The sequence below is a fragment of the Pseudomonas sp. HN11 genome (assembly GCF_021390155.1).
Lineage (GTDB): Bacteria > Pseudomonadota > Gammaproteobacteria > Pseudomonadales > Pseudomonadaceae > Aquipseudomonas.
The window spans coordinates 3,867,409-3,880,051 of record NZ_CP089985.1 but is presented as its reverse complement, the minus strand read 5'-3'; the positions used below and the strand labels follow the sequence as shown (position 1 = coordinate 3,880,051).

14 protein-coding genes are annotated in these 12,643 nt (G+C 61.8%); 9 read left to right on the top strand and 5 right to left on the bottom strand.

What is annotated here, in order from left to right; translation table 11 throughout:
- Nucleotides 1–6: 6 nt before the first annotated feature.
- On the bottom strand, nt 7–1,101 hold the full coding sequence (zapE, locus tag LVW35_RS17515; protein WP_233891302.1) for a cell division protein ZapE: 1,095 nt from the start codon (nt 1,099–1,101) through the stop codon (nt 7–9).
- A gap of 215 nt (nt 1,102–1,316) precedes the next feature.
- Between zapE and LVW35_RS17510 the strand changes: the two genes are divergently transcribed.
- The 7 genes from LVW35_RS17510 to LVW35_RS17480 are packed head-to-tail and all read left to right on the top strand — an operon-like array spanning nt 1,317 to nt 7,611.
- The gene (locus LVW35_RS17510) at nt 1,317–1,814 is read left to right on the top strand and encodes a Csu type fimbrial protein (protein WP_442799687.1); all 498 of its coding nucleotides are present in this window, start codon (nt 1,317–1,319) and stop codon (nt 1,812–1,814) included.
- Entirely contained in the window at nt 1,808–2,350 is a 543-nt protein-coding gene (locus tag LVW35_RS17505) for a Csu type fimbrial protein (protein ID WP_233891301.1), read from the top strand. The genes LVW35_RS17510 and LVW35_RS17505 overlap by 7 nt, the downstream gene beginning before the upstream one ends.
- Nucleotides 2,351–2,368: 18 nt before the next feature.
- Nucleotides 2,369–2,911, top strand: a complete 543-nt coding sequence (locus LVW35_RS17500) for a Csu type fimbrial protein (protein ID WP_233891300.1) — start codon at nt 2,369–2,371, stop codon at nt 2,909–2,911.
- A 2-nt stretch (nt 2,912–2,913) separates the two neighbouring features.
- The gene (locus LVW35_RS17495; RefSeq protein WP_233891299.1) at nt 2,914–3,402 is read left to right on the top strand and encodes a Csu type fimbrial protein; all 489 of its coding nucleotides are present in this window, start codon (nt 2,914–2,916) and stop codon (nt 3,400–3,402) included.
- 26 nt (nt 3,403–3,428) lie between these two features.
- Nucleotides 3,429–4,217, top strand: coding sequence for a fimbrial biogenesis chaperone (locus LVW35_RS17490; protein ID WP_233891298.1), 789 nt, complete (start codon nt 3,429–3,431; stop codon nt 4,215–4,217).
- A gap of 38 nt (nt 4,218–4,255) precedes the next feature.
- Nucleotides 4,256–6,643 carry a fimbria/pilus outer membrane usher protein gene (locus tag LVW35_RS17485; RefSeq protein WP_233891297.1) on the top strand — a complete coding sequence of 796 codons (2,388 nt, stop codon included), beginning with the start codon at nt 4,256–4,258 and terminating at the stop codon, nt 6,641–6,643.
- Nucleotides 6,634–7,611, top strand: a complete 978-nt coding sequence (locus LVW35_RS17480) for a Csu type fimbrial protein (protein WP_233891296.1) — start codon at nt 6,634–6,636, stop codon at nt 7,609–7,611. The genes LVW35_RS17485 and LVW35_RS17480 overlap by 10 nt, the downstream gene beginning before the upstream one ends.
- On the opposite strand, the gene LVW35_RS17475 is transcribed toward LVW35_RS17480, so the two are convergent.
- Nucleotides 7,608–8,345 carry an anti-sigma factor family protein gene (locus LVW35_RS17475; RefSeq protein ID WP_233891295.1) on the bottom strand — a complete coding sequence of 246 codons (738 nt, stop codon included), beginning with the start codon at nt 8,343–8,345 and terminating at the stop codon, nt 7,608–7,610. The two genes, LVW35_RS17480 and LVW35_RS17475, sit on opposite strands and share 4 nt — an antisense overlap.
- Entirely contained in the window at nt 8,342–8,848 is a 507-nt protein-coding gene (locus LVW35_RS17470) for an RNA polymerase sigma factor (protein WP_233891294.1), read from the bottom strand. Before LVW35_RS17470 ends, LVW35_RS17475 begins: the two co-directional genes overlap by 4 nt.
- Nucleotides 8,849–9,015: 167 nt before the next feature.
- Between LVW35_RS17470 and LVW35_RS17465 the strand changes: the two genes are divergently transcribed.
- Nucleotides 9,016–10,098, top strand: coding sequence for a catalase family peroxidase (locus tag LVW35_RS17465; RefSeq protein ID WP_233891293.1), 1,083 nt, complete (start codon nt 9,016–9,018; stop codon nt 10,096–10,098).
- Nucleotides 10,095–10,634 (top strand): cytochrome b, encoded by a 540-nt coding sequence (locus LVW35_RS17460; RefSeq protein WP_233891292.1) that lies wholly within the window; start codon nt 10,095–10,097, stop codon nt 10,632–10,634. The genes LVW35_RS17465 and LVW35_RS17460 overlap by 4 nt, the downstream gene beginning before the upstream one ends.
- Before the next feature lie 18 nt (nt 10,635–10,652).
- Here the strand turns inward: LVW35_RS17460 and LVW35_RS17455 are convergent, their stop codons facing one another.
- Complete coding sequence (locus LVW35_RS17455) at nt 10,653–11,804, bottom strand: M14 family metallopeptidase (RefSeq protein WP_233891291.1); 1,152 nt, start codon at nt 11,802–11,804, stop codon at nt 10,653–10,655.
- A 465-nt stretch (nt 11,805–12,269) separates the two neighbouring features.
- Nucleotides 12,270–12,620 carry a DUF6124 family protein gene (locus LVW35_RS17450; RefSeq protein ID WP_233891290.1) on the bottom strand — a complete coding sequence of 117 codons (351 nt, stop codon included), beginning with the start codon at nt 12,618–12,620 and terminating at the stop codon, nt 12,270–12,272.
- Nucleotides 12,621–12,643: the final 23 nt, after the last annotated feature.

The window sequence follows — 12,643 nt, the reverse complement described above, 5'->3', positions numbered from 1 at the left end:
TGGCGCTCATGATAGCGGGTCGGGCGCGTGTTGCGGGTTGGCCTGTTGCAATTGTCCGAGACGGCTGGCGGTGCGGGCGAGGTCGATGGCCTGGCCGCCGAGGGCAATGTCGAGGGGTTGCTCGCCAATCAGGATCAGGTGCTTGTCCCGGTCGTAGAGCACATCCACCAGGTTGATAAGGCGTTGCTGCACGGCGATCGGGCAGGCCGCCAGTTGTGGCAGGCCGTCGATGATCCAGTGATCGTAGTCCTGGCACAGCAGCAGGTAGTCCATCACCGCGGTCAACTGCTCGCAAAGATCGTTGAAGGTGAAAACGATGGAACGGCCTACGTGGCGGCGGCAGCTTAACGTCCGATTGCCGACGGCCAGGGGTTGTGGCGGGCAGTCGGCAGCGGGAAGCCCCAAGGCTTCGCGCTGGCGCGCAGTCCCCGGCCAAACGTACTGACCGCTGGTAAAGCGTTGCGCGCTCTGGGACTGGGGCAGGCTGCGAAAATCCTGGGGCGAACTGACTTCCAGCACCTCCATGCGCGCATCGATCAGGTCGATCACCGGCTTGAAGCGCTCGTGGTACAGCGGGTTGGGCAGCAGCCCCTGCGGCGCATAGTTGGACGTCACCAGCACCAGCACGCCGCGTTCGAATAAGGCTTTGAACAGCCGCGTGATCAGCATGGCGTCGCCGATATCGTGGACGTGGAACTCGTCAAAACACAGAACGCGGCAGTCCGTCAGCAGTTCATCGAGGGTCACGGCCAGGGCATCGTTCTGCTCACGATGGGTGAACATGCCGCGATGCAGGCGCGCGAAAAAGTCATGGAAGTGCACGCGCTGTTTCTCGGCAATTGGCAACGCCTGGAAAAAACCGTCCAGCAACCAGCTTTTGCCGCGCCCCACCGGCCCGTGCAGGTACAGGCTACGGGTGGGCTGCCCGGCGAGCAGGTGCTGGGTTTCTCGGGCCAGGGCAGCGATGGCTCGGGTTTGGCCGGTGCTGAGGGTATAACCCTGACGGTCGGCTTTTTGCTGAAAGAAGGCGGGGATAGGCGAGGCGTCGAGGGTGTCGGGCTTTTTGCCGAGCAGGCGACGGATCAAGGAAAGCGCGGCCAATGCAAGTCACTCTATGTTCCAGTGGTCGCCCACTTTAGGGCGGCAGCGGCGTTTTGACCAATAGAGAAAGGCGCTGCCAGCTATCTCGCAAAGGCAGGTCACGGTGGTCAACCTGTCCAGACTGGCAGTTTCTCGCAGAGTGACTAGTCTTCTACACAGCAGTCACCCCTGTACAAGGATTTGGGGCAGTGAAGGAACGAGCAGTATTGGCAGTCATGGGCGCGATGCTCTGCAGCACGACTTACGGTGCACAGCTCCAGGTGGAGGTGCGTATCGATGTGCAGCGGGGCTGCCAGCTGGTGGGCACCACCCGCAGTGCTGGCATCGAGCAGCTTGGCGTATTGGATTTCGGCAGCGGCCCGCGTCTGGATGACCCGGCCGGGCCCCTCAGTGCGGCACTGATCAGCCAGCGCCAGCCGCGCCTGGAGTGTAACCCCGACACGCCGTACCAGGTGCGCGTGGATGGGGGCCTGCATGGCGGCACCGGTGAAGTACGCTACCTCAGTGCTACCCCTTCGACCCGACCCATTCCCTATCGTATTTATGCCGACGCTGCGCGGCGCGTGCCGCTGCCGGTGGACGTGCCGCTCAGTGGCCGCGTGCCGGATGCCGGTTTCGTCGACCTGCCGCTGTATGGCCGCATCGAGCCGCTCAAAGACATTCCCGCCGTCGGCCGCTACACCGACCTGCTCAAGGTGACGGTCACATGGTGAGCCGCTGTCTGGCCGTGGTGGCCATGGGTGGCCTGCTGGTGCTGGCGGATGACGTGCAGGCGGCTGTCGCCAGCGGGTTTATCCAGGCGCGGCTGGTGATCACCGCCAGTTGCGAAGTGAGCAAAGGCGTCGAGAGCGCCCCGGTCAACCCTACGGGCGGCACGGCGATGCTCGACTTCGGCAGCCAGGGCCCGACCTGGAGCAACACGCTGGGCGCAGCGGTTTCCAATGGCGACAAGGCGCCGCTGGCAGTGTCGTGCAACCCTTCGGTCTCAAGCTTTACCGTGACCATCGACGGCGGCGCCAATGGCGATGGCACTACGCGGCGCTTGAGCAACGGGCGTCAGATGATTCCGTATCGGCTATCCGCCGACCCACAGGGCCGCAGCTCCTACAGCATCGGCCAGCAACGCAATTTTGTCGTGGCCAAGGGCACCCAGATACCGATCCCGGTGTTTGGCTCCGTGGTGGCAAATACCAGTGCCTTACCGGCAGGGATCTACACCGACACGTTGACGGTGACACTGGACTGGTAACTCAAGAGGATGAAAACCATGCATGTACTTGTTTCGCGATTAGGCGCTTGTGCGCTGGGGCTGGCGATGGCTTCCAACCTCAATGCGGCAACCACGGTCACCGGCCAGATCACGTCCAGCCTGATACTGATCGCCAGTTGCCAGGTCAACGGCTCCGGCGCGGCGACCGGGCTGAACTTCGGTAGCTTGAACTTCGGCACCACCAACAGCCTGTTCACCAACGCCGATGCCCAGTTGCTCGGCGGTACTGGCACTGGTGGCGCATTGTCGATCCTGTGTTCCAGCGGCACCACGCCAGCGGTCAAGGTGCGTGCCGGCGCCCATGACGGTGCGTCTGCCGGTGGCAGTCGTGCATTGGCCGATGGTGCGGGCAACTTCGTGCCCTACGACTTCTATACCGACAGTGGCCACTCCGCGCTGCTGGCGATTGACGGTGTGATCACGCTTGCCACCAGTACCGGCGTAGCGCAGACCGTCAACCTCTACGGTCGGGCGGTGGGCAAGGCGGGGCTGCCAGCCGGTACTTACACCGACACCGTAGCCGTGGAACTGACGTTCTAGCGATGTGGCTCCGAGCGTTGCTGGCCTGTGGGCTGGCGGTGCCGCTGCCGTTGTCGGCGGTGACCAGCCAGAGCTTCCAGGTGAGCGCCACCATCACGCCGGGTTGCCTGATTGTGGGCGGGGGCTCCAATTACGGTGCGCTGACCTACGGCAGTTACTCGGCCCTGGCCACCAACACGGTTACGGCGGCGTTGACGGGAGGCGTCACGTTGCAGTGCACGCCTGGGGTGACGCTGAGCATGAGCGTCGACGGTGGCCTGCACAGCGGCACCGGGCGCAACCTGCAGCTCAACAGCGGCAGCGCGCGGGTGGCTTACCAGTTGTTTCGGGATGCGGCGTTCAGCCAGAGCCTGGGGATCGGCCAGAGCGTCAACGTGGCGTACAGCGATGCCAATAACATCAACCTGCCCATCTACGGGCGGGTGCAATTGCCGGGCAATCAGCCTGGGGGGACATACAGCGACACGCTGCAGGTGCAGCTGACGTGGTAAGGCTATCGGTATAAGGAGTGGGGGTTATGCGTTCACCTTTCCGGCGGCTGTGGGCCGCGGGTATTGCATTGAGTGCGGCATGCGCGGCGGGATTCGTGCAGGCGGCCAGCTCGGTGTTGATCTGGCCCATCGACCCGGTGCTGGAGGCCGATCAACAGGCCAGCGCATTGTGGCTGGAAAACCGTGGGAGCGAGACTGCAAGCCTGCAGATTCGCGTGTTCGCCTGGAGCCAGAGCGGCTTTGACGAGCAATACCAGAATCAGCGCGATGTGATCGGCAGCCCGCCCGTGGCGCGGATCGAGCCTGGCCAAAAGCAACTGGTGCGCCTGACCCGCACCCGCGAAGTACCGCCGGGGCAAGAGTTGGCCTACCGCATCATCATCGATGAAATCCCGTCGCCCCTGCAGGTGCCCACGCCGCCGGAAGGCAAGAACACCGCAGCGGCGATCCGCTTCCAGATGCGTTATTCGGTGCCGCTGTTCGCTTACGGCACGGGTTTGTGGAGCAAGGAAGACAGCACGCGTCAGCGCGATCCCAAGGGCGCCGGCAAGCCCGACCTGAGCTGGCACAAGGTCACGGTGGCGGGGCGTAATTACATCGAAGTGCGCAATCAGGGCGCTGTGCATGCACGCCTCACCGATGCAGCATTCAAGCAGGGCGGGCAGACGCGGCCATTGGTGGACGGCCTCTTGGGTTACGTATTGCCGGGCGCGACCATGCGCTGGCCGGTGCCGGATACGGTATCGGCTGATCAGCCGTTACAGGTCAGAATCAATGGTGCGCCGCAGTTGGAGAGCCTCGCGCCGAAACGTTAGCCGTGTAGCGGGGCGCGGACGGCCCGGGTTTTGAACGGATGGAGATGTCCATGGAGGGACACAACGCCAAGGTGAGCCGTGGTCGGGCTCGGAGTATTTGGCTGTCGGTGGTAAGCGGGCTTGGAGGCGCGATGATTACGCTTCCGGGCGTGGCGGGCGACCTGCCACCGCCCCCGAGCAGTATGGAGGCTGTCGCCGATGCACAGTTGTTTCTGGAATTGGTGGTCAACCAGATGGACACCGGCCGCGTTATTGCGGTCGATCAACGCGCTGGGCAACTCTACGTGCCTGCCAGTGCGTTGCAGGATGTGGACATGAAGCTGCCCGGTGAGCTGAGCGGTAGCGTGGCGCTGGACAAGATCCCAGGGCTGCACAGTGACTACGACAGCAATGGCCAGCGCCTGCTGCTGGATGTGCCGCCTGCATGGCTCAAGGAACAGTTCATTGGTAACCGCAACACCTACCCGCGTACCCAGGCAATGAGTAGTTTCGGCGCCTTGCTCAACTATGACCTGTACTTCAACGACACCGACGAAGGCGGCAGCTATCTCGCCGCCTGGAACGAAGTACGGCTGTTCGACACCTGGGGCACCTTGTCCAATACCGGGCAATACCGCCAGACCCTGGCCGATGGCGTCAGCAGCAGTACCTTCAACAACGGCTACCGACGCTACGACACGACGTGGCGTTTCTCTGATGATGAGCGGCTGCTCACCTACGAGGCCGGCGACGTGATCAGTGGCGCCTTGCCCTGGAGCAGTTCGGTACGCCTGGGGGGCGTGCAGTTTTCACGGGATTTTGCCGTGCGCCCGGACCTGGTGACTTACCCCTTGCCGCAATTTGCCGGTGAGGCCGCGGTGCCGTCGTCGGTGGACCTGTTTATCAACGGCTACAAGTCCGACAGTGCGCTGCTGCAACCGGGGCCCTACACCCTGACCAACGTGCCGTTCATCAACGGCGCAGGTGAAGCGGTGGTGGTGACCACCGACGCCCTGGGTCGCCAGGTGTCGACCACGGTGCCATTTTATGTAACGAGTACGTTACTGCAAAAAGGGTTGACGGATTTCTCGGTGGCCGCCGGTTCCTTGCGTCGGGAATACACCTTGAGGGATTTCGCCTATGGGCCTGGCGTTGCCAGCGGCACCTTCCGTTATGGTTATTCCGACAACCTGACCTTGGAGAGTCATGTCGAAGCCTCCAGTGACCTGACTCTCGGCGGCCTGGGGGGCAACCTGCGGCTGGGCAACTTCGGCGTGCTCAATACCGCCGTCAGCCAAAGCCGATTCGAAGGTCGCAGCGGCCAGCAACTGAGCCTGGGCTATCAATACAACAGCACGCGTTACAGCCTCTCATACCAGCGCGTGGAGCGACGCGACGAGTACGCCGACCTGACCCTGGTCGACACTCCTTATGCCAGCCTCAGCAAACGCAGCGAGCAGGTGACCTTGAGCCTCAACCTTGAGCGGTTCGGCAGTCTGGGCGTGGGTTATTTCGACGTGCAGGCGGCGGACGATTCGCGCACGCGTTTGCTCAACCTGAGTTGGAGCAAGCCGTTGTGGCACAACACCAGTTTCTACCTGTCGGCCAACCGCGAGATCGGCGACCGCAATTGGGCGATGCAGGCGCAGTTGGTCGTCCCGTTTGACCTCAACGGCAGCGTGGCCTTGAGCACCGAGCGCAGCAAGGATGGTGCCAGTCGCCAGCGTCTCAATTACAGCCGCGCGGTCCCCAGCGAAGGCGGGGTGGGCTACAACCTCGGTTATGCCCAGGGCGATGGCCCGGCGTACCGGCAGGCCGACCTGACCTGGCGCTTGCAGTCTGTGCAGTTGCAGGCGGGCGTGTATGGCAGCAGCGATGCCGAGACGCGTTGGGCAGATGCCAGCGGTTCATTGGTGTGGATGGGCGGCGATACCTTTGCCGCCAACCGTATCAATGATGCCTTTGTGGTGGTGAGTACTCAGGGCTTCGCCGGGATTGCGGTGCGCTATGAAAACCAGCTGGTGGGTGAAACCGACCGCAATGGGCACTTGCTGGTGCCGTGGAGCAGCGCCTACTACCGCGCCAAGTATGAAATTGATCCGCTGAACCTGCCGCTCAACGTGCAGAGCCCGAATGTTGAGCAGCGTGTGTCGGTGCGCCGTGGCAGCGGCTACCTGCTGGAGTTTCCATTGCGCCGGGTGCTCGCGGCCAGCGTCACCCTGGTGGACACTCAGCATCAGGAATTGCCCTTGGGCAGCCTGGTGGTGCACGAGCAAAGCAACCAGCAGGCGGTGGTCGGCTGGGACGGCCTGGTGTACCTGGAGAATCTCTCGGCGCATAACACCTTGCAAGTGACGCTGGGTGAGGGGCGCACGTGCCAGGCGCGTTTTGATATGGAAGAGCAGCAACAAGGCGTGCCGTTGATCGGGCCGTTGGTATGCCAATGAGAGGGAAAAGCTGGCTGGGTGTTCTGGGCGCATTGTTTGCGGGCCAGGCAATGGCGGCATGTTCAGTGGTGACCACGGCCCCCGTGAGTTTCGGTTCGATCAGTTCGATGACGGTGCGCACAGCGGCGCAAGCCAGTTCCACGGCCAACTCAGGGTTGAGTTGCACCTCGGCATTGATTTCCGTGTTGGTGTCCTCCGACCACTTTTACGCGACGATCACCTCATCCAAGACTGGAATGGTCGGGCCTACCGGGGATGTCATCGGCTACACACTCTATGGCACCAACAGCACCAGTTTTCCGATAACCAGAGGCACGCAATTCGACTTTGGCGGTGCCGGTGGCATTGCCCAGAGCATCGGGTTAATCGCCGGGCCCGGTTCAAAAAACGTACCGCTGTACGTGAGTAGCATCGCCGGCAGCAATGTGGCCGCGGGGTTGTACAGCGAGACCTTGAACATCGCCTGGAGCTGGAACTATTGCTCAGGGGTCGGCATTGGCGGTATCTGCCTGGGACGTGACATTGGCAGTGGTACAGCAGCGTTGACCGTGAGCATGACCGTCACCAACGACTGTCAGATCACGGCGCCCAATATCAGCTTTGGCAGTGCCCCGGTTGTCAGTGGTTTCGCCACGGTGACCGGCCAAACCAGTATTTCCTGCACCAAGGGCAGTGCCTACAGCGTGGGGTTGAGTGACGGCCAGAACCCGCTCGGCGTAGGCGGACGGCGGCGCATGGTGTCGGGTAGCAATTACCTGGCCTATGACATCTTCAAAAGCGCCGGCACGACCCGTTGGGGCAGCGTCGGTGCGGCGCGGCGCGCGAGCAGTACCGCCGAGGTCAACCCTGGCAATGGCCTGGGCATCGGCAGCCAGGTGTTCAACTACAACGCCCGGATCTACACCGACCAGCCCACGCCGTCCGCCGGCACTTACTTGGACAACGTGGTGCTCGACGTCGGCTTCTAGAACTTCAGCAGTGGCGGGGTGGGCTGATCCACCGGGCTGACCACCGCATAGTTGTAGCCGGCACCCGACCAGTATTGCGCCTGCAAGCCATCGGCGCTGCGGCTGCCCCTTGGCAGGAAGCCGTTTTCCGGGCCTGGTGGCCGGATGTAGAAACTGATACGCCGCCCTTGCGGGTCCTCGTACAACACCATGGCGGCAGCGCCTTGCTCAGTGGTGAGCAAACGCCCACTGACCGGTGTGAACCCGGAAGCGCTCAAGTCCGGCAGGCGGTGCGCCTGATTGAAGTAGCGATCGAGCCAGGCCTGCATCGTGCCGCTACCTTGCACCTTGTAGTCGGCGGGCATGATGCCGTCCTGGGCAAACAAGCGGAATGCCTGCATCGCATCGGCCATGGGCAGTTGGGTGGGGTGGGTGGTTTCACGGGCATGCCAGCCGCCGACACCGCCGAGGCTGACGGCGATCAGCAACACGGCCGCCGTGGCGAAGTGGCGGCGCGACTGGTGCTTGATGCGCTGGCGAATCAGCGCCGGGTCCAAGTCTGGGTTGGTCGGCTGTTGCAGGGCACCGCCCAGCGCGGCACGCAGCAACTGCGCGTCATGCTGCCAGGCGTGGACCTGCGCCGCGACGTCCGGGTGGGTCGCCAAGTAGGTTTCAAGCGCCCGCCGATCACTCTCCAGCAGTTGGTGATCGACGTAGGCATGCAAATCGCGTTCGCTGGGGGGCAGGCTGATCATTTGAGTATCCGCAGGGAAGGGCCGGTAATTTCGCCATCACTGAGTTGACGCAGGGCTTGGCGTGCCCGCGACAGGCGCGACATCACGGTGCCGAGGGGCACATCGAGGATTTCGGCGATTTCCTTGTAACTCAAGCCTTCGACCGAGACCCACAACAGCAGCGCGCGCTGTTCGGTGTTGAGTTGGTCGAAGGCTTGCAGGGTCGATTGGGCAATCACCGTACGTTCGACCGAAGGCTGCACATCGTCACGCCCGGTGAAGAACTCCAGCATGCGTGCATAGCGCCGGGTGCGGCGATGGGCATCGAGGAACTGTCGGTAGAGAATCGAGAACAACCAGGCGCGCAAGTCGCCTTCGACGCGTTTGTCGGCCCAACTGATGATCGCCCGTTCCAGGGTCGACTGCACCAGGTCGTCGGCGCTGCTGGCGTTACGGGTCAGGGACAGGGCAAAGCGCCGCAGCCTGGGGATGAGTTCACGTAACTGTTCGTCGAGTTCATGCATGGGAATCTGGCTGGTCACTACGCTGGGACTAGAGAGACGTGCGGCGTTGAGGGTTATTCCCCTCGCTTGAAAATAAATCCAAGGCCAGGGAATAGAGCCGACCGGCGTTCGTCTTAATGCTCCGACCTTATGTTCATCCCTAAGGCCTTTGGCCCTGGAGTTCCTTCATGGTAGATCACTCATCACCGCCCCGTCCCCCGTTGAGCACTGCGAGCCTGATCGCGCGCCTGGCGGGTATCGGTACCGTGGTTGCGGTTGTGGCGGGGGCATTTGCCTACGTCAATGGCACCCTCGACCCACAGCGCCTACGCCCTAAAACCCTGGTCAATGCCCTGGAAACCAACAATGGCGTGCACCTCGGCTTCCGACGTAACCATGCCAAGGGTGTATGTGTCGCGGGGTATTTCGAGAGCAGCCCCGAAGCCCGTGCCTACTCCAGCGCCCAGGTGTTCAGCGAGGCCAAGACCCCGCTGATCGGCCGGTTTGCCTTGCCCAGCGGCAACCCCTATGCGCCCGACAGCAGTGTGCCGATCCGCAGTTTTGCCGTGCAATTCACTCAGGCCAACGGCCAACAGTGGCGTACGGGCATGAACAGCATGCCGGTGTTCCCGGTGGGTACGCCTGAAGCGTTCTACCAGATGCTCAAGGCCGGTGCACCGGAGCCGGCCACTGGCAAACCGAACCCGGCGAGCATGCCGGCGTTCTTTGCCGCTCATCCCGAGACCGCGCCGTTTCTGGCGTGGGTCAAGACCGCCAAGCCATCGGCCAGTTATGCGACTGAAACCTACAACGGTATCAACGCGTTTTACTTGGTGGGTGCCGATGGCAAGCGTCAGGCAGTGCGTTGGGGGGTGGTACCGCAGCTTCAGGATGCGGCGGGCGATGTTGCGCCGGCCGGGAGTGACTTCCTCGAGAAAGACCTGATGCAGCGCCTGGCGGCAGGACCGTTGCGCTGGCAGTTGAACATGACCCTGGCCAACCCCGGCGACCCGCTGGACGATGCGAGCAAGGCCTGGGGCGGTGAGCATAAGGTCATCAACGCCGGCACCCTGGTGTTGCAAAGCAGCCAGCCGCAGGCAGACGGCGATTGTCGCGATATCAACTTCGACCCGCTGATTTTGCCCAGTGGCATCGAAGCTTCCAATGACCCCTTGCTGGCGGCACGTTCGGCGGCGTATGCCAGTTCTTATCTGCGCCGCGCCGGTGAAGTCAGCCCGTTGCACAGCGCCCCTCAGGAGTCGAAGCCATGAATGCCCAACCACGGTTTTTCGCGCCGCTGGCGCGCCTGTTGCACTGGCTGATGGCGCTGATGATCATCGCCATGCTGTTTATCGGTGCGGGCCTTGCGGCTTCTGTGTCGGAGCGGCATGAATGGCTGATTCACCTGCACAAACCCCTGGGGATCGCGATTCTGGCGTTGGTGATCGTGCGCCTGGCGGTGCGGTTCTCCACGCGCCAACCGCCGCTGCCCGTCGACTTGCCGTTGTGGCAAATGTTGGCGGCCAAGGCGTCCCATGTGGTGCTGTATGCCTTGATGCTGGTGTTGCCGCTGCTGGGCTGGGCGATGATTTCGGCGGCAGGCGACCCGGTGATGCTCAGCAGTTCGGTGCAACTGCCGGCGCTGGTAGGCGCGAATGCACCGTTGTTCGCGGTGCTGCGCAAGGCCCATGGCTATCTGGCCTACCTGCTTTTCCTGACGGTACTGTTGCACCTGGCGGCGGCGTTGTTCCATGGCCTGATCCGCCGCGATGGCGTATTGCAGAGCATGACCGGCACCCAAGAGTGATGCCAGTGGGCGAGGGCGTCAGCGCAGTACGGTGACGATATCGGCCAGCGTGCTCAGGACGTCCTTGCCCAATTGCTTGGAGCGCTCGCCTGACCAGCCGGTCTTTGGGTTGGGCGCGTCGTCGTTATCCTTGAAGGGCATCTCCAGGGTCAGTGACAGGCAGTCGTATTGCTGGCCGACCGCGTTGCACGCCAGGGTCATATTGGCCTCGCCGGGCAAGTCGCGGGTATAGCCGTAAGTGGTCTGGAAGTCGCGGGTCAGGGCGCTCAAGTGGCTGCGGAAGTGCTTTTCCAGCGCCTCGATGCGTGGGGTGTAGCCGGGGTTGCCTTCGCAGCCAGCTGTGAAAACGTAGGGGATTTCCTCGTCGCCGTGGATATCGAGGAACAGATCGACGCCGTACTTTTCCATCTGTTGCTGGACGAACATTACTTCCGGGCTGCTCTCCTGGCTGGCGCTTTGCCAGGCACGGTTGAGGTCCTGGCCCATGGCATTGGTGCGCAGGTGGCCGTGAAAGGCGCCGTCCGGGTTCATGTTGGGCACCAGGTACAAGTCGGCGACTTTCAGCAGTTTTTTCAGCTCGACGTCGCCGTCCTTTTGCAGGCGTTCGATGATGCCCTCCATGAACCATTCGGCCATGTGTTCGCCAGGATGCTGTTGGGCGATGATCCAGATCTTGCGCCGACCTTCGCCGCCTTTGCCGCGACGCAGCAGCTGGATGTCACGGCCTTCGGCACTTTTGCCGGTGGCCAGCAACCGGGTATTGGCGCAACTCAGGGCCTGCTCGATCAGCCAGTCGTGGCGCTCACGGCTATAGGGTTCGAAATAAGCGAACCAGGCATGCTTCTCTTGGGTTTCGAGGCTGATATGCAGGATTTCCCCATCAAAGCGTGTAGGCACCCGGAACCAATTGATATGGTCATAGGACGCCACAGCGTTGTAGCCGCTCCAGGCGTGTGGGTAGGAAGATTTGCCCGCGTTGCTCAGGCGGAAAGTGTGGGTATGGCCCACATGCATGCCTTCGGCCTTGAAGTGGAACCATTGGTAATGTTGGCTGCGGGTGTCGGGTTTGATTGCCAGCAGCAACTGATAGGCGTCGTGGGCGTCCAGTACCTGGATATTGCCACTGTCGAAATCGGTGCTGATCCTGATGGAGGTCAAGGCCGCGGTCATAGTCTGGTTGCCTGAATATGATTGTTATGGCGGCTATATTACACAGGAGTCTGGTAAAGACTGGATGCAAAATTGTTGCGCAAGGAAGGGGGGCGTCATCCATGACGCCGCCGCAGCTTAGAATCTATGAGATTGATTCTCAAGCGCTATTTCGCAAAGATGAGGGCTAGAGCGTTCGACTGGCTTTCTTTGGGCGATAGTCTTTTGCTACCATGCGCGCCATCGAGCAACACACAGTCTTCATTAGCCTGAAGCCATGCCAGGGAAACTGGCAAAAAAAGACCCGGCCAAAGAGCCGGGTCAAAAACCGTGATTAGCCTGATGAGGAGATATTCCAAGAGTCCGACCTAAGGTCTCTTGGTCTATCGACTGATCTTGCGATCAGCTGGGTCCAATAATAATCATTATCATTTGCAAGTCAAATGTTTTTATCCCTGAGATAGAAATATTTTCTCTGCGCGCCTGTTATCCGTTCGCGTGAGCCTCATGTGCTTGCGACGACCGCTCTACCATCGCCTTCGCCATATCGATCAAATACACCACTGAAAACGCCAGGTCACGGTGATTGCCCTGATGGCTGCTCGCTGATTCATAGGCTGTGGCTGCAGCGCAGCGTAACAGGTCCGAAGCGTGCACCAGGGCTTCTTCCTGGCTGATACCAGGGTTGATAACGAACAGGGCGTCGTCAGGCACCGATGCCGACATATCTTCTTTCAAGTAAAAGTCCAATGCGCGCTGGGCGGCTCTGCTGCTGCGCAGGTCGTGAAGTTCAGTCTCTTCGGTGATTTCAGGCGGGAGGTACGGGGTGGTCGTCATAAGGGCGGTACTCTGGCGTGGGT

Coding starts and splice junctions, on each gene's coding strand:
- LVW35_RS17470 (WP_233891294.1), bottom strand. CDS start 8,848: ATGCATGAACTCGACGAACAGTTACGTGAACTCATCCCCAGGCTGCGG.
- LVW35_RS17495 (WP_233891299.1), top strand. CDS start 2,914: ATGTGGCTCCGAGCGTTGCTGGCCTGTGGGCTGGCGGTGCCGCTGCCG.
- LVW35_RS17500 (WP_233891300.1), top strand. CDS start 2,369: ATGCATGTACTTGTTTCGCGATTAGGCGCTTGTGCGCTGGGGCTGGCG.
- LVW35_RS17455 (WP_233891291.1), bottom strand. CDS start 11,804: ATGACCGCGGCCTTGACCTCCATCAGGATCAGCACCGATTTCGACAGT.
- LVW35_RS17480 (WP_233891296.1), top strand. CDS start 6,634: ATGCCAATGAGAGGGAAAAGCTGGCTGGGTGTTCTGGGCGCATTGTTT.
- LVW35_RS17510 (WP_442799687.1), top strand. CDS start 1,317: ATGGGCGCGATGCTCTGCAGCACGACTTACGGTGCACAGCTCCAGGTG.
- LVW35_RS17475 (WP_233891295.1), bottom strand. CDS start 8,345: ATGATCAGCCTGCCCCCCAGCGAACGCGATTTGCATGCCTACGTCGAT.
- LVW35_RS17485 (WP_233891297.1), top strand. CDS start 4,256: ATGGAGATGTCCATGGAGGGACACAACGCCAAGGTGAGCCGTGGTCGG.
- LVW35_RS17460 (WP_233891292.1), top strand. CDS start 10,095: ATGAATGCCCAACCACGGTTTTTCGCGCCGCTGGCGCGCCTGTTGCAC.
- LVW35_RS17490 (WP_233891298.1), top strand. CDS start 3,429: ATGCGTTCACCTTTCCGGCGGCTGTGGGCCGCGGGTATTGCATTGAGT.
- LVW35_RS17465 (WP_233891293.1), top strand. CDS start 9,016: ATGGTAGATCACTCATCACCGCCCCGTCCCCCGTTGAGCACTGCGAGC.
- LVW35_RS17450 (WP_233891290.1), bottom strand. CDS start 12,620: ATGACGACCACCCCGTACCTCCCGCCTGAAATCACCGAAGAGACTGAA.
- LVW35_RS17505 (WP_233891301.1), top strand. CDS start 1,808: ATGGTGAGCCGCTGTCTGGCCGTGGTGGCCATGGGTGGCCTGCTGGTG.